The following is a 14,466-nucleotide window of genomic DNA, read 5'->3' as shown; positions in this document are numbered from 1 at the left end:
CGGGACCTGTCCCTGTGTCCCAGCCACAAAAAAAGGGACTCTTCCCTACTTTTTAAAGGTTTTTTTAAAAAGTGAGAGGAGTCCTTTTTTTTCGGATTTATTCTCTTGTGTTAGTATTGGTTTTCCTTTTTCCGTTATATAAATATCCTCTTTATCGATGGCATGATCGAATGCAAGTACTAGCCCGAGGTCCGAATTGTAGTCCTTGTTCGTGACGAGTGTGTACTCCTTGTTGTTTGTACTAGCCAGCTTCACATATTTTGATAAAAAGCGATAATTCATATGACCATTTAAGTACATATGTACCCCGGTGTTTTTTTTACATGCATCCTGGACTTCCTGGAAAACCTTATTTTCTCTCACCTGGGATTGAGTTAACGCCAATAATACACGTTCCCTAATGGTTCCAAGAAATTGTTTGCGTTCTTCTGGTTTTATTTCCTTCGTCCCATGTATGCCCTGCTGAAGATAGTCATCTACATTCTGCTTCGTCATACCGTCCTCCCCTTTTCGCTCGCCTTTATTATTTCCAATTATAACAATATCTTGCTTCATTTATGAGTATTCTGTTCGGCACGTCTATGTTCATAGGAATATACAATATAAAATGGAGCACCCACCGATGCCCCATTTTTTAAAACCATATTAGATAATAAATTACCCCAAAAAGGACCGCCATTGTCATGATGATGGCGCCTCTTTTTTTATTTTTCCCTAATAATAGGATGCCTGATAATAGCCAACCGCTTGCTAATAAGTAGGCACCGATATGTTTTACTAAGGCAATACCTGCAATGAGCCCCGAAATAAATAGCAGTATACCTATGAGCCGCATGCTTTCTTCCCAGAATTCGAAATTTTTATAGTCAAAAATTTGATTGCGTTTCTCTTTTTTCGCTTTATTGTATACCTTGATAATATTGAACCCAAATATTCCCCATATTAAGACTAGTATCGCAATCTCAACAAAATCCATAGGAACTCCCTTCTGCCTCTTACATTTTCAATTGACTTAACTCTTCTATTAAATGTTGCTCTATTCGTTTTGTATCACTTGGATGAAAAGCATGCGCAGATTTCTCCGCCCAAATCATCCGTTTTCCTTTTGGTGCATCCATCTGATTAAAATAAGATTCTACTAGGCTACCATTCACGTGAAAATCATGTCGTCCGTGAATAAACGTAACTGGTATAGGAAGTTCGGGTACTGACTCCATAAAGTTATTAGTAGCCAGTTCTTCTATAAATCTCTGTGAATAGATAAGCTTGAAGCCTTTATAAAAGGTATGATACACATCCTTCAATGAATACTCCTCAGACCTTACCATATCCATTGTGAGTGCAAATAGCCCAGGTGCATCTTCAGTTTGATAGACTAATGTATTGAAGATACGCTGCCATTTTCGAATGACACTCCACTGTTCAAAACTCTCAATATAAGGTGGTTCTCCTACATTTTCAAGTTCTGTGATTGCTTTCTTATTTCCACGTCTTTTCGCTTCTTCCTTTAGCCATTTAAGAGCCAATCCATCATTCTCTGTCCAGCTAATAATCTGTGAAATTCCTACATATGAATTAAACTTTTCAGGATACCTTGAAGCTAGGTTTAATCCAATAGTAGTTCCCCATGAATGTGCAGCAAGGAAAATCTTTTCCTGCTTAAAGCGGTCCCGCAAATAGTCCACTAATTCATTCGCATCCGAAATAAATTGTTCAATTGTCATAGACTCTTGTGGAATTTCCTGATGATATGATTTACCCGTTCCACGCTGATCCCAAAAGACAACTACAAATTTTTTCACTAGTTCCTTCGTATTCGTGATAATCGTATAATCCCTTCCCTTTGAAGAAATACCTGGTAACGGCATAGAAGGACCACCATGAATACAAAGTAGAACCGGCTTTGTTACATCATCCGCTTGAATTAAAATCGATTGCTTTATCCCACCAAGAGTAACCACCTCAACCGACTGGATCCCACTTGAAGGAATCTCAAAATCAGGCTTACGCGAAAATATCCCCAAATCAACCAACCTCTCAGAAAACAAAAATAATATATAATACTCTATTCTCTCAACCACCTCAAAATTCCTTTTCAATGATTCATCGATGTGGGCACTGTTGGGTTACAGGGACAGGTCCCTTGTCCCAGAAAAAAATGGTGGGACAAGGGACCTGTTTGGAGCCTAGGACATGAAGTCAGGTTTTGCTATTTTGCAATATGTACTTTTAGTTGTTTTCCTTTAATAGTTGTTTGTTTCATTGCTGTTAAAACACGTTGGCCTTTCCCGTTTAGGATGTCCACATAGGTTGCGTTTTCTTGGATGGTGATGATTCCAATATCATCTGCAGATACTCCAGGAATTTTAGCAATCGTTCCCACAAAATCGACCACCCGCAGCTTCTTTTTCTTTCCGCCATTAAAATAAAGCTTTAAAATATCTTTGTTAACTTGCTTTGCTTTATCTTGTTTAAGTTGTGGCTTGGCGTTCATTTTTTCTACAAAGGCTGATTTTGCACGAGCAACTTCTTCCTTAGTTGGAGAGTCGATGTTGCGAATTTCCTCACCGATGTATTCTTCAATTTCTTTTACTAGATTTTCTTCTTGGGATGTTGCGAGAGTAATTGCTTTTCCAGTTTTACCTGCACGACCCGTTCTTCCAATTCGATGAACATACCGCTCTTTATCCTGAGGCACATCGTAACTGATCACAAGCGAAATATCCTCAACATCTATCCCTCTTGCCGCAACATCTGTCGCTACTAAATACCGAAACTTACCCTTTTTAAAATCATCCATCACTGAGAAACGCTCTTCTTGAACCATACCACCGTGAATTTTCCCGCAGGAATAATTGGCTTTTGCCAACTTTCTATGCAAATCGTCTACACCCTGCTGTGTTCCGCAAAAAATAATACAGCTATCTGGATTTTCAACAATCGTAATGTCCTTTAAAATTGAAAGTTTGTCTTCCTCTTCAACAGTCATTAAAGAATGCTCAATCTTTCCTTTTGCAACAATTGGATTTTTAACTTCAATATATTCTGGCTTTTTCATATACTTGGCCGAAAGAGCTTCAACATCTTCAGGTAATGTTGCTGAAAACAGCATCGTAACCCGCTCAGTCGGAAGGGCTTGAATAATTGACTCCACCTGTTCTATGAATCCCATATTCAGCATCTCGTCAGCTTCATCAATTACTAGAAATTTAATATGGTCCACAAAAAGCGTTCCCTTTTGAATATGGTCTAGTACCCTTCCTGGTGTCCCCACAACTACATGTGTCTTTTGCTTTAACTCTAACTTTTGTCGTTCATAGGATTGCTTTCCAAAAATAGCAGTTGCTTTGATTCGCTTAAATCGACCAATATGAATAACATCTTCTTTCACCTGTGCAGCAAGCTCTCTTGTCGGGGTTAAAATCAAGGCTTGTGGCTTATTTTCACCCCAATCAACCAATTCACAAATTGGAATCGCAAAAGCTGCAGTCTTACCACTACCGGTTTGCGATTTTCCAACTATGTCATTCTTCTGCATAGCAACCGGTATCACCTTCGCTTGAATTTCAGTTGGAACTTGATAACGCAAACCCGAAAGTGCCTTCACAATTTCATCACTTAAATTAAATCTTTCAAAACCATTCATATAATTACCTCATCTATATTTATTGTGGGACAGAGGGACAGGTCCCTTGTCCCAGGAAAAATATGGTGGGACGCGGGACCTGTTCCTGTGACCCAATTTTTTCTCGTTGACAACTGGATAGGGATGTATTAACTTAGTATAGCTAATGAGAAATAGAATTAAAGTTTTTATATAAATATTCATGAAAAAAGAGGTGTATTAATGTCAGCAGACCAACGTAAAAAAATGATCATTTTGATGATCAATATGTTTATCGCAATAGGGAGTTTTGGGATTATTATTCCCATTTTGCCTGCTTATCTAGAATCAATTAATGAAGGCGGAAAAGCAGCTGGCCTCATGATTGCTATTTTTGCTGGTGCGCAATTTATTTTCTCACCGATCGCAGGTAAATGGACGGACCAATATGGCCGTAGAAAGATGATTATATATGGACTATCCGGGTTAACATTGTCCATGTTTATTTTTTATTTTGTAGATTCAATTTGGCTACTCTATGCATCCCGCGTTGTTGGTGGAATTGGTGCAGCACTTCTTATTCCAGCTATTTTTGCCTATGTTGCAGATATCACAACGATGGAACAACGTGCAAAAGGGAATAGTTATGTATCAGCGGCAATGTCTCTTGGAATCGTAGTGGGACCTGGTATCGGTGGATTTTTAGCTGACTTTGGATTGAAATTTCCTTTTTTAATTTCCGCATTGGTTTCACTCGTGTCGGTTATATTCTCGTTTGCGGTCCTAAAGGAAAGTCAACAAAAAGAAGAGGGATTCATGCCTGTTGATGATGAAACAATGGCAAAAAAGCTAGTACGTTCTGTTCGAATGCCATTTTTCATTCCATTGATTATAACACTGGTGATGAGCTTCGGATTAATGGCATTCGAATCAGTTATCGGACTTTTCGTCGATAACCAATATCAAGCCACACCTCAGGATATTGCAATCATGGTAACATCAACTGGACTTGTAAGTGTTATAGTTCAATTATTCGTTGTAGATCGCATGGTAACACGCTTTGGAGAAGGAAAAATCTTAAACATTTTTATTTCTGTGGCTGCTTTTGGCTTCCTTCTTTCATTAGTTGCTACTAGTTTTAAAATGTTTTTTGCTATTTCGCTACTCGTTTTCCTTGCTACTTCCATCCTACGTCCTGTGCTTAACACGCTAATTTCTAAGCTTGCAGGCAACGAACAAGGATTTGCGATGGGAATGAATAACGCTTATATGAGTATCGGAAATATATTAGGCCCAACACTTGGCGGATTATTATATGATGTTAATATTATCTATCCATTCATCTTAGGGCTAATCCTTCTCATTGTCACATTATTCATCACAATCATGTGGCAAAGAAATTCAAAAACTAAACCGCAAGTCAAAGCGATGATTTGATGGGACAATGACTGCTCTAAAAAAGGTGACCAAATTCAGGTCACCTTTTTCTATGTTTGGACAGGTCCACTGTCCTACATTACATTTTCGATTAGATAAATAATTAACGGTCCCATTAACACGATAAAGATGGACGGGAAGATAAATAGCATCATTGGAAAAATCATTTTGACTGGTGCCTTCATGGCCTGTTCACGTGCAAATTGAGTCCGTTGTTCCCTAATTCGTTGTGTCAGTTGGTGGAGAACCTTTGCCATACCTACACCTAACATGTCCGCTTGAATGAGTGAAGTAATGATACTTTGGAATTGTGGGATTGGAACCCTGGCTCGAAGATCTGCAAATGCTTCTCTCCTTGACTTTCCTAGCTTCATGTCCTCCATTGTTTGCATAAATTCCTCTGACAATGGCCCTTTCATTTGCTTGCATACCTTTTGGATCGAGGCATCAAGCCCCATTCCTGCCTCAATCGATAAATTGACCATATCAAAAAAATCAGACATACTCTTTTGAATCTGATGTCTCCGTTTTTTAATAATTGTACTTAAATAAAAAGAAGGATAATAAATCCCTAGAGCCGCAACCACACTCGCTAGTAAAATCCTTGAAAAAATGGCCGTACTACCTAATAACAAAAAGACCGATAGAAACAGGACACCCCCAATTAACAGCTGTAAAAAACGAAAGTCGATGGCTGACATATTCAACGGATATCCCGCTTCACGTAGCCTTCTCTCGAGTTCTCTTTTTTTCGAACTCGCCATTTTTTTATCGACGACCAACTTGAGCTTGTCGCTATAATTTTTCATTACATGCAACTGTAATTTTTGTTTCTTCACAGGTATTTCTCTTTCTATGTCTGGACCAAAATAATGCTTAGTCCGCACCTCAATCGCAATATCCTTTTTATAGATTAGACTTAGCAGCCCACCAATGACCAACATAAAACAAAGAAAACTAGCGACAATAAAAAAGATTTGTATCATTGGAACCTACACCTCAATGTGTACAATTTTATTAATAAATAACCATCCTAAAATCATATTAATTCCACCCACGATAAGCATCCCCCAACCTAATGGATGTGAAAAAAGCATATTAAAATATTCTGGGTTCACTAAAGTTAAATACAATGCCAATGCTGGCGGTAATAAAGTAATGATAACTGATGACATTTTTCCTTGTGCGGTCAATGTCTTTACCTCATCTTGCACCCTCGAGCGGTCAATAATTGTTTCCTGCATTGTTTCAAGTAAATATGCTAAGTTTCCACCACTTGAACGTTGGATTAACAACGTGGTTAAAACCATTTCGAGCTCTCGGTCTGGTAATCTTTTAAGTAGATTATCGAAGGCATCCTCAATCTTAACACCATAATTTATTTCCTTCAGTGTATTCAAAAATTCCGGTCCTAATGGATCTTCGATTTCTTCGGCTACCATTTTCATCGCCTGCATGAAACTAAATCCAGCCCGTAATGCATTTGCCATTGTCCCTAATGCATTCCCTAGCTGTTCAGAGCACTTTTTCAGGCGAAGTTTCCGTTTGCGTTTGATATACAAAGTCGGAAGATAGAAACCGATGATTCCACATAATATCAATAAAAGGAAATGGAACTCATATAAATATCCAATACCCACAACTACACAAGCACCAATGACTCTCCAAATAAACAACTCACCTTGAGTCATTTTTAGCCCTGATTGCGTAAGAATCGTTTCGTATTTTGAAAAATGAATCGCGCGCTCCATGCTTTCGCTGATTTTTTTTAACAAAACACCTTCACGGTTCTTCCTTTTCTTTTCTTCCTCTTTTTTTATAGGTAAATATTTACTGACTCGTTTTTCGTACTTTCCTTTTTCCGTAATCATTGTAATTACAATTCCGGTAAAAAGGGTAACTACCAAAAACGCAGATACAGCAATTAAAACGGAAGTGCTCATATCCACTCCTCCCTAATCATCAATCGCACATCAAAACCCGCATACTCAAGCTTTTCAGCACAATCCGGAAGAATTCCAGTAGAGGCAAACTCTTGTTTTTTACCCTCCTGATAAACGAAAAGATCCTGCAGGACAATCGTATCTCCTTCAAGTCCTAAAACTTCGGTAATTTTCGTGATTTTTCTGGTACCGTCTTTCATTCGAGATTGTTGGACAATTAAATTAAGGGCACCCGCAATTTGTTCACGAATAGCTCTAACAGGAAGATCGAATCCGGCCATTAACACCATTGTTTCCAGCCTCGCTAAAAGGTCTCGGGGGGTGTTCGCGTGTCCTGTCCCTAAGCTTCCATCATGTCCAGTATTCATCGCTTGAAGCATATCAAGTGCTTCCGCACCACGGACTTCACCGACAATAATTCGATCTGGGCGCATCCGAAGTGAATTTCGAACAAGATCACGAATAGTTATTTCACCTTGCCCCTCGATATTTCGTGGACGTGACTCCAGTGACACCACATGGTCTTGTGATAACCTGAGCTCGGCGGCGTCCTCTATTGTAACGATGCGTTCATTTCTCGGAATGAAGGATGACAACACATTCAATGTGCTCGTTTTCCCTGATCCTGTTCCCCCACTAATAAAAATATTTAGCTTTGATTCTACGGCAGCCTTTAAAAAATCGGCCATTTGTTCACTTAAGGTTCCCATACGCAACAAATCATAGATCGTAAAAGGAGTTGCAGAGAATTTACGAATTGTAATAGTTGGCCCATTTAAAGCAAGTGGCGGAATAATTGCATTTACACGCGATCCGTCCGGTAGTCTTGCATCTACTAATGGGGAACTCTCATCAATTCTTCGTCCTAAGGGAGCAACAATTTTTTCGATTATCCGTAAAACATGCAAATCATCGCGAAATTGTACATCTGTTTTTTCGATTTTCCCCCTCGATTCAATATAAATATCCTTTGGACCATTAACCATGACTTCAGAAATTTCAGGGTCAGCAAGTAATGGAGATATTGGTCCAAAACCCGTTAGCTCGTAGGACATATCATATTTCAGCTGCTTCTTTTCTTCGTAAGCGAGCTGTTCACCCTCTGCTTCTAGAAAGCTTTCCGAAAGCTTATCAATTATTTCCTCTAGGTTTCGATCTTGATAGATTGGCTTTTTCAGTTCCTCAACAAGGTAATTATGTAGGCGAACTCCTAGTTCACTTGATTTAACGCTTGCTGTCTTTATTTTTGGAGGGTCCTTCTTTAGCTCCTTAACCGGAGTCTCACCACCAAGCCTCGCTAATAACGACATCAGACCATACCCCCTGCATGGATCACTCGTTTTGACTTAAGCTTTTTGCGGCCGGATGTACCAACAGGCGCAACAATGGTATCGGCCATTTGAAAAATTTTCTTCGCCACCTGTGACCTAGGATAGGAATAGACGAGTGGCTTACCTTCATTGACTGAAGTAACCATGACTTTTTCCATTGCTGGTAATGTGAAGGCAACCTTTTGCCCAATGATCTTTTCGACCGTTTCAATGGTTAGCCCTTTTACCTTAGCCTGGCGGTTTAAAACCATTTTTACCTTTTCAAGAAGCTGTAAGGTTTCTAATGTTTCAATTAATAATTTCGTATTTTTTAAGGTTGGAAGGTCCTGATGTGTGACGAGAAGAATTTCATCCGATTTTTCCAAAGCAACAATAGAATTTTCATCCAAATGTGGAGCTGTGTCGACGACGACAATATCGTAGTTTTCCTTTAAAGCTTTTATCGCTCTTTTCACATCGTCACCCGTTATCACCTCTGCAAATTCAGGTCGCTGTGGAGCTGCCAAAATAGAAATTCCGTTTTTGAATGGTGTCATAAAGTTTTCAATTTGCTCTCCAGTGCGATCTTCTTTTACCCAGTCGTAAATCGTTCTTTTCGGCTTCACATCATAGAACATTGACACATCACCAAACTGAAGGTCTAAATCAAGAATCGCAACTTTTGCTAATCTCTTTCCATAGGATGCAGCTAGGTTAACAGAGATACTTGTTTTGCCAACTCCACCCTTTGTACTTCCAACCGTAATAACTTTTCCGTTCTTTTTAGGTTGATCCATTTGATAGATGATCTGATTTTTAGTTTCTTGTATCGCATTTTGAATATCATCACGGATTTTTGAAGGGCTTGACGATAGAAAAATTACATCCGTCGCTCCTGCACGAATTGCCTGTTTGGAATCTAGTTCTGTTTCATATTCAAAAACAAGTAATACCTTTGAATGACGGTACTCATTCTTAATTGTTGAACATAGATTGTAAATGTCATATGAAGTGGATTTTGGAAGTAATACAAGTGACTGTTCAGTTGGAAGCAATTTCTCGAAAAGTTCCTCATGAGTTGTCCACTCTATTTTTCTATCTACTTTTTTCGCTATAGCATCAAGCATAGACTTCGTTTCTTCATTTTCAAAAATAGAAATTAGTTTAATCATCACTTAAACACTCCTTCGTGAAGTTGGTCCTCATGAACATGCGTATGTGTTGGTTCAACATCGTGGTCCCCTTCTTCTCTAAGCATTAAATACAATTCATATCTTGACGCAAATCCTAATGCCAAACCTTGCTTCGGTGTTACTTCAACGGTTACCATTTGGTAGCGTTTCTTCTCAGTTTCAGGATTATCCGCTGCATGACCAATTTCTAATACTTTCACATTTTGTAAAAGAAGTGTTGCTGAGTCGGGCTGCCCTTCCGCTTTATATTCTTCCGGAACCGTCATTACTGCCACAACATCGACAAATGAACCAGGTTTTACAAGTCCAGCTACCCCTTGAACATCAGTCACGCCGAATGTCATCGCGCGGTTTCCTTTTGCAATCTTTATTCCTGAAGATTCAGCGGAAGCCACTTCTGTTTCTTCCGGTTGTACAATTTCCTCATTTTCTTCATCCTTATCTTCCTGTGCAACCTCTTTGCTAGCAGTTTGTGCTTTCGTTGGCTGTTCAGTATTTAAAAGTATGTATAATAGCCCAGAGGCAACAAGACCAAAAACCATTGCAGCTATCCAGATTTTTTTCGTGTTCATACGTCACCTGCTTTTTGTTATTTTTTACTAGTTTACGAGTTTGACTTTTCTAATTGTTTCAGGAAAACCCTGGTTCGGGGTGTAACTGTTTTTTAGCTTGTATTCAATGAATTTCCCCGTAATTACCGTGCTATTTCCATTCCCACTTGCTTCTGTTAATAAAAATGCTGCTAAACCCACAATTTCAATTTCTTTTCGTCCGTTTGGATATGTCTCAACATCAACCAATGGGATAGTTACTAGCCGTCGACATGTGTTGTCTACAGTAGTCGGATCATTACACTTTTCCTTTTTATTTGGGTCATTGTTATCCTCTTTAATTCTGTCATCAAATACATCGGTAACACTTGATATACTTCCTGGCTCGGTATCAGGCTTATCCCCAATATTAACTGTGACACCCTCTTTAATCCCTTTAGCAAGAACATCTGCCCCTTGCCCACCGATTGCCAGAAATCCATAATTTCCAGTTTCAGATGATTCTGCTTTCAAACGAAATTCTTGACCAAAGCTTCCATCCTGAAGTAGCTTGTGCTTAAAAGCTACCGGTATCGCCCCATTTGGATTAATTAATGATTGTATTTCAGCCTTAGCATGTGCTTTTACATCTGCATCGGTTAGGTCTGGTGATAATACTCTTGCGAAATAGAGGTTTTCTTTTACAGTCTGCGTAACTTCTACAGAGTCTTGTGTAACTACTATTTTGTTTTCCTCTGTACCAGCATCGATGATAGTAAGGCCATTTTCTTGTGCAATATCTATTGCTGCCTGTTTTGCCTTTGCCCTGATTGTCCCATCAAAGGCTACTCCTCTTAACTCTTGGGCTCCGGCAAGTACAGCTGCATCCAATGCATTTTGAAGCTGACTTTTCTTCAAATATAAAGCACCAGCATCCACGACGATTGCTGAAAAACCCAGCAACACTACCATAAGGAGAGCAACTAGAACCATTGACACACCACTTTGGTCGTTGTAAAAACGTTTAATAAATTGATAGGTTCTTTTCATTTACTCCACCCTCATAACCGTTATATCTTTTAAATCGAACTCTCCTACTATTTGGCTTATAATCGGCGTTAAAAAGTCAACTTTGTAGGTTAGCTCTATTTTCACTTCATCACCACTTGTAGGAGTGGTTGTACTATCAGTTACCACCGAAGTGCCAAAATATATGGTTTGGCCGACCTTTTTCGGTTCACCTGGAGTATTACTTTCTAATGTGTCTGTAGCATTCGTAATTTTAGTTTGGATTGTTCCTAAAGTGGAACCAACTGTTGCAACCCTAGCAGCTTCCCGCCCTGCATGATCAAGTGTTAAATACGCATGAAAAATACGGCCAAAATCTGTAATCCCAAATAAAATCATTAATATGATTGGTAGAATAAGTGCTGTTTCAACTAATGATTGACCTTTTTGTGATTTCATTTGTAAAACTCCCATATAAATGTTAGAAGTGCTCCAATTGTAATTGGTATAGCGTAAGGAATAGATATAGTTCCCTGACTTCCAGAACTAATATTTAGTGAGCCTTGGGTTCCTCTAAAAAATACTAATGAAAACAGTATGCTTTTAAATGTGAAGCCTAGCTTTCTTTGTTTTATAAGAACGATGATGGCAATTAGTCCCCCGAATAACGCCGCATAAATACCAGTGTAAAAAACGAACATTGCCCCTTTCCATGCACCAATTGCGGCTAATAGTTTTACGTCTCCAGCTCCAATGCCCCCCATTACAAATGGAATAAATAGTAAACCAAGGCCTACTAAAAAACCTTTTCCACTAAATAAAAAGCCATCGAACCCAGAGAAAGAAGTAAAATAAATGAGGCCGCCAAGGATGGCTGGAAAGGTGACAATATTAAGTATCTTTCGGTTGCGAAGATCTGTTATTACGGAGATGATTAGGATGAGGCAGATGATTACGTTTTCCATTTTGATATTCCTCCACTTGATAAAATAGTAGCCCTGCTTAAGCAGGGCTAAATTATATAAATTTCATCTTCTTCTTAAAATAAATTTGTTAATTTCCCTGTTATCTTTGTAAAGATGCCATCAAGTTTTGTACCTAAAGCAGTTACAGCAGCGATTACAGCAATTGCAATTAAACCAATTAATAACCCATACTCTGTTAATGCTTGTCCTTCTTCTTCCTTAACTAATCTTCCTACTAAGTTTTTCATCATTTTTGTTTCCTCCTAAATTTTTTTGTTTTTGTTTGTTCTTTATATTGAACTTGACTTTAGTATATATCGAACGTTCTATATTGAAAACAGTCAAAATAGGCCATTTGTTCTATATAATGACCACCTTTCTCTATTAATCTCTCTTTTTCTCTCTTTTTCTTACTATTTTGTTTTTTATTTAGAACAAAATATACTATATAATGAACAATAACGAACAAACTAATAGGAGGAATGGATTATGCAACGTTCTTTAGACCTAAATCTACCAATTAGTAAGGCTGATACATTTATGAAGCGATTCAAGGGCTTGATGTTTGAAAGGAAACCATACGTAAATAAAGGGCTTCATTTAACACCGTGTGAATCTATACATATGTTTTTTATGAGATTTCCGCTGGATATTGTTTTCTTAGATAAGGAAAATAGAATAGTAGATGTACGCTATAATCTCCAGCCGTGGAGAATTGCGATTCCTAAGAGAAGAGCTTTCTCTACATTAGAGCTCCCAACGGGGACTATAAAAAAATACAATCTACAAATCGGCGATCAGCTTGTTCTCTAAAAAGGTCGCCTCGTCGTTCGCTAGATTGTTGTTTGATCTACCCCACATTACGTTCTCTATATAAAACAAAAAAGGTGACCTACAAAAAATAGGTCACCTTTTTCTATATTGGTTCAGAGGGACAGGTCCACTGTCCCAGGAAAAAATTGGTGGGACACGGGACCTGTCCCTGTGTCCCTAATGGACTCCACCCGAGTAGTCGCAGATTTCATATAAGCAATTGATTCGGGTGATGACGACTTTATGGTCGTACATTTCAACAATTCCTTCTCTTTTCCAGCTGTTTAAAATACGGTTGACACTTTCACGAGTAGTGCCGATGAAATCACCTAAATCTTTGTTCGTTAGTTCGATTGCAAGGAGGATCCCATCCTTACACTTCACACCATGTGTTGTGGTTAGTTTAATTAATGTAGATGCCAGTGCCCCTTGTTTGTCAAAAAACAGGAAATCATATAATTTGTTCTGCATGATACGCTGTGTCCAACCAATCCAACTCATAAATTCAACTGCAAAATTCCCAAATTGATATAATAACTTTTTCAAATCGTTAATGTGGATGATGCCGATCTCAGCAGCTTCTTCTACATCTGCACGATAATTGTAGTAGAGGCTTTCAGTGAAGCCGCCAAATTCGCCAATTAGACTTCCTTTTTCTTTAATTGATAGTAAGAAGTCCTTTCCTGCTTCTGAGGATGCACGGAGTTTCACTCTGCCAGATTTGATATAGTACATTTCTTTTGCCTCCTCACCATCCCAAAAGAGGTGAGTTCCCGCTCCTACTTTTCTAATGCGCATAATACTTTGTAATTTATTTAAATTTTCTTCAGATAAAAATTGATCAATGCTTTCATTAATTGACTCTATATGAGGAATCTCGCTATTTAGTTCCTGTATACTCATTGCCATTTTTGGTTCCCCCCGCCATGACTTTATACTATAATCATACGGCCAATAGTGAAAAACCGGTATCAGGGGAACTCCTGAACTTTTGCTCCGAATTCCCCTATTTAAATTCCCGTGATTTTCCCCTAGACAAGCACAGCCTCTAAGAACTCCCCCTATGACGAACATAAAATTCATCTTTAATGACTATAAAGATAAGGGAATTCCCTGACATACAATCTTGTTAAAAAGATTTACAATAGATAGGAAGATATAAAATTTCTATTACGTCTATATAAAGAAGAAATCACGAACAATTTCGAGGAGAGATTACTCATGGAAGCAATACAAGTGGAAATTGAACAAAAACTTCATGATTTGTGTACAAATACCTCAAGTGATTTCTCTGCATATGCGAATGTCGATCAAGAAACTCATACAATCCGCTGGGAATATGCATACGGTTTTACAAATAACCGTTTTAAGAATATGGTCATTCGTCCTGGCAAAGGCCTATCTGGATCCGTTGTCCGTTTTGGTATAACCATGATCCTAGACATCGATACACCAAACCGACAGCAAACACGACTCCAATACCCTATCATGCTAGCAGAAAACCTAGTTTCAGCTGTTGCAGTCCCAGTCCATGTGAATGGAAAGGTTGCTGGGGTTCTTCTCATCGGCTCACGCACTGAAGTAAAATACACAACCGAACAAATAGAGTTATTAAAAAAGACAGCAAGTGAATTTGCTGAAATAAAAAAATGAATCCCATAAA

At 38.5% G+C, this 14,466-nt stretch carries 17 protein-coding genes; 3 read left to right on the top strand and 14 right to left on the bottom strand.

The genetic code is table 11. From position 1 onward, the window contains the following. Positions 1-45: 45 nt before the first annotated feature. The 4 genes from ACFSFW_RS20030 to ACFSFW_RS20015 all read right to left on the bottom strand — a co-directional run bounded on the left by ACFSFW_RS20030 (position 46) and on the right by ACFSFW_RS20015 (position 3,646). Complete coding sequence (locus tag ACFSFW_RS20030; protein WP_388040788.1) at positions 46-495, bottom strand: YueI family protein; 450 nt, start codon at positions 493-495, stop codon at positions 46-48. Between the two features lie 139 nt (positions 496-634). Further along, positions 635-976: a hypothetical protein gene (locus ACFSFW_RS20025; protein ID WP_388040786.1), complete on the bottom strand. Its 342-nt coding sequence runs from the start codon at positions 974-976 to the stop codon at positions 635-637. A gap of 19 nt (positions 977-995) precedes the next feature. Next, entirely contained in the window at positions 996-2,024 is a 1,029-nt protein-coding gene (locus ACFSFW_RS20020; RefSeq protein ID WP_388040785.1) for an alpha/beta fold hydrolase, read from the bottom strand. A gap of 185 nt (positions 2,025-2,209) precedes the next feature. Continuing rightward, complete coding sequence (locus ACFSFW_RS20015; RefSeq protein ID WP_388040783.1) at positions 2,210-3,646, bottom strand: DEAD/DEAH box helicase; 1,437 nt, start codon at positions 3,644-3,646, stop codon at positions 2,210-2,212. A gap of 177 nt (positions 3,647-3,823) precedes the next feature. On the opposite strand from ACFSFW_RS20015, the gene ACFSFW_RS20010 reads away from it, so the two are divergent. Then, entirely contained in the window at positions 3,824-5,041 is a 1,218-nt protein-coding gene (locus ACFSFW_RS20010) for an MFS transporter (RefSeq protein WP_465253936.1), read from the top strand. 74 nt (positions 5,042-5,115) lie between these two features. Here ACFSFW_RS20010 and ACFSFW_RS20005 read toward each other — a convergent pair whose 3' ends face one another. The 9 genes from ACFSFW_RS20005 to ACFSFW_RS19965 form a co-directional block, all read right to left on the bottom strand. Further along, entirely contained in the window at positions 5,116-6,027 is a 912-nt protein-coding gene (locus ACFSFW_RS20005; RefSeq protein ID WP_388040779.1) for a type II secretion system F family protein, read from the bottom strand. Between the two features lie 6 nt (positions 6,028-6,033). Next, positions 6,034-6,984, bottom strand: a complete 951-nt coding sequence (locus ACFSFW_RS20000; protein WP_388040777.1) for a type II secretion system F family protein — start codon at positions 6,982-6,984, stop codon at positions 6,034-6,036. Next, a complete protein-coding gene (locus tag ACFSFW_RS19995; RefSeq protein ID WP_388040776.1) occupies positions 6,981-8,294 on the bottom strand; it encodes a TadA family conjugal transfer-associated ATPase in 1,314 nt (437 codons plus the stop codon). Before ACFSFW_RS19995 ends, ACFSFW_RS20000 begins: the two co-directional genes overlap by 4 nt. Further along, complete coding sequence (locus ACFSFW_RS19990) at positions 8,294-9,466, bottom strand: CpaE/TadZ family protein (RefSeq protein WP_388040774.1); 1,173 nt, start codon at positions 9,464-9,466, stop codon at positions 8,294-8,296. The genes ACFSFW_RS19995 and ACFSFW_RS19990 overlap by 1 nt, the downstream gene beginning before the upstream one ends. Continuing rightward, a complete protein-coding gene (gene cpaB / locus ACFSFW_RS19985) occupies positions 9,466-10,059 on the bottom strand; it encodes a Flp pilus assembly protein CpaB (RefSeq protein WP_388040772.1) in 594 nt (197 codons plus the stop codon). Before cpaB ends, ACFSFW_RS19990 begins: the two co-directional genes overlap by 1 nt. Before the next feature lie 27 nt (positions 10,060-10,086). Next, entirely contained in the window at positions 10,087-11,067 is a 981-nt protein-coding gene (locus tag ACFSFW_RS19980; RefSeq protein WP_388040770.1) for a pilus assembly protein TadG-related protein, read from the bottom strand. Next, complete coding sequence (locus ACFSFW_RS19975) at positions 11,068-11,484, bottom strand: TadE family protein (RefSeq protein ID WP_388040768.1); 417 nt, start codon at positions 11,482-11,484, stop codon at positions 11,068-11,070. It lies immediately after the preceding gene. Beyond that, complete coding sequence (locus ACFSFW_RS19970) at positions 11,481-11,990, bottom strand: A24 family peptidase (RefSeq protein WP_388040766.1); 510 nt, start codon at positions 11,988-11,990, stop codon at positions 11,481-11,483. Before ACFSFW_RS19970 ends, ACFSFW_RS19975 begins: the two co-directional genes overlap by 4 nt. Positions 11,991-12,064: 74 nt before the next feature. Continuing rightward, complete coding sequence (locus ACFSFW_RS19965; protein ID WP_388040764.1) at positions 12,065-12,241, bottom strand: Flp family type IVb pilin; 177 nt, start codon at positions 12,239-12,241, stop codon at positions 12,065-12,067. Positions 12,242-12,479: 238 nt separating this feature from the next. Between ACFSFW_RS19965 and ACFSFW_RS19960 the strand changes: the two genes are divergently transcribed. Then, the gene (locus tag ACFSFW_RS19960) at positions 12,480-12,803 is read left to right on the top strand and encodes a DUF192 domain-containing protein (protein ID WP_099353989.1); all 324 of its coding nucleotides are present in this window, start codon (positions 12,480-12,482) and stop codon (positions 12,801-12,803) included. 177 nt (positions 12,804-12,980) lie between these two features. Here ACFSFW_RS19960 and ACFSFW_RS19955 read toward each other — a convergent pair whose 3' ends face one another. After that, positions 12,981-13,712, bottom strand: coding sequence for a Crp/Fnr family transcriptional regulator (locus ACFSFW_RS19955; RefSeq protein ID WP_388040763.1), 732 nt, complete (start codon positions 13,710-13,712; stop codon positions 12,981-12,983). Between the two features lie 312 nt (positions 13,713-14,024). Between ACFSFW_RS19955 and ACFSFW_RS19950 the strand changes: the two genes are divergently transcribed. Then, on the top strand, positions 14,025-14,456 hold the full coding sequence (locus ACFSFW_RS19950; RefSeq protein ID WP_388040761.1) for a GAF domain-containing protein: 432 nt from the start codon (positions 14,025-14,027) through the stop codon (positions 14,454-14,456). Positions 14,457-14,466: the final 10 nt, after the last annotated feature.

This window comes from Ferdinandcohnia salidurans (genome assembly GCF_042680725.1).
GTDB classification, from domain to species: domain Bacteria; phylum Bacillota; class Bacilli; order Bacillales; family Bacillaceae_L; genus Ferdinandcohnia; species Ferdinandcohnia salidurans.
This window is presented reverse-complemented; position numbering and strand designations above follow the sequence as displayed.

Coding starts and splice junctions, on each gene's coding strand:
- ACFSFW_RS20015 (WP_388040783.1), bottom strand. CDS start 3,646: ATGAATGGTTTTGAAAGATTTAATTTAAGTGATGAAATTGTGAAGGCA.
- ACFSFW_RS19995 (WP_388040776.1), bottom strand. CDS start 8,294: ATGTCGTTATTAGCGAGGCTTGGTGGTGAGACTCCGGTTAAGGAGCTA.
- cpaB (WP_388040772.1), bottom strand. CDS start 10,059: ATGAACACGAAAAAAATCTGGATAGCTGCAATGGTTTTTGGTCTTGTT.
- ACFSFW_RS19955 (WP_388040763.1), bottom strand. CDS start 13,712: ATGGCAATGAGTATACAGGAACTAAATAGCGAGATTCCTCATATAGAG.
- ACFSFW_RS20000 (WP_388040777.1), bottom strand. CDS start 6,984: ATGAGCACTTCCGTTTTAATTGCTGTATCTGCGTTTTTGGTAGTTACC.
- ACFSFW_RS20025 (WP_388040786.1), bottom strand. CDS start 976: ATGGATTTTGTTGAGATTGCGATACTAGTCTTAATATGGGGAATATTT.
- ACFSFW_RS19980 (WP_388040770.1), bottom strand. CDS start 11,067: ATGAAAAGAACCTATCAATTTATTAAACGTTTTTACAACGACCAAAGT.
- ACFSFW_RS19950 (WP_388040761.1), top strand. CDS start 14,025: ATGGAAGCAATACAAGTGGAAATTGAACAAAAACTTCATGATTTGTGT.
- ACFSFW_RS20030 (WP_388040788.1), bottom strand. CDS start 495: ATGACGAAGCAGAATGTAGATGACTATCTTCAGCAGGGCATACATGGG.
- ACFSFW_RS19990 (WP_388040774.1), bottom strand. CDS start 9,466: ATGATTAAACTAATTTCTATTTTTGAAAATGAAGAAACGAAGTCTATG.
- ACFSFW_RS19970 (WP_388040766.1), bottom strand. CDS start 11,990: ATGGAAAACGTAATCATCTGCCTCATCCTAATCATCTCCGTAATAACA.
- ACFSFW_RS19975 (WP_388040768.1), bottom strand. CDS start 11,484: ATGAAATCACAAAAAGGTCAATCATTAGTTGAAACAGCACTTATTCTA.
- ACFSFW_RS20005 (WP_388040779.1), bottom strand. CDS start 6,027: ATGATACAAATCTTTTTTATTGTCGCTAGTTTTCTTTGTTTTATGTTG.
- ACFSFW_RS19965 (WP_388040764.1), bottom strand. CDS start 12,241: ATGATGAAAAACTTAGTAGGAAGATTAGTTAAGGAAGAAGAAGGACAA.
- ACFSFW_RS19960 (WP_099353989.1), top strand. CDS start 12,480: ATGCAACGTTCTTTAGACCTAAATCTACCAATTAGTAAGGCTGATACA.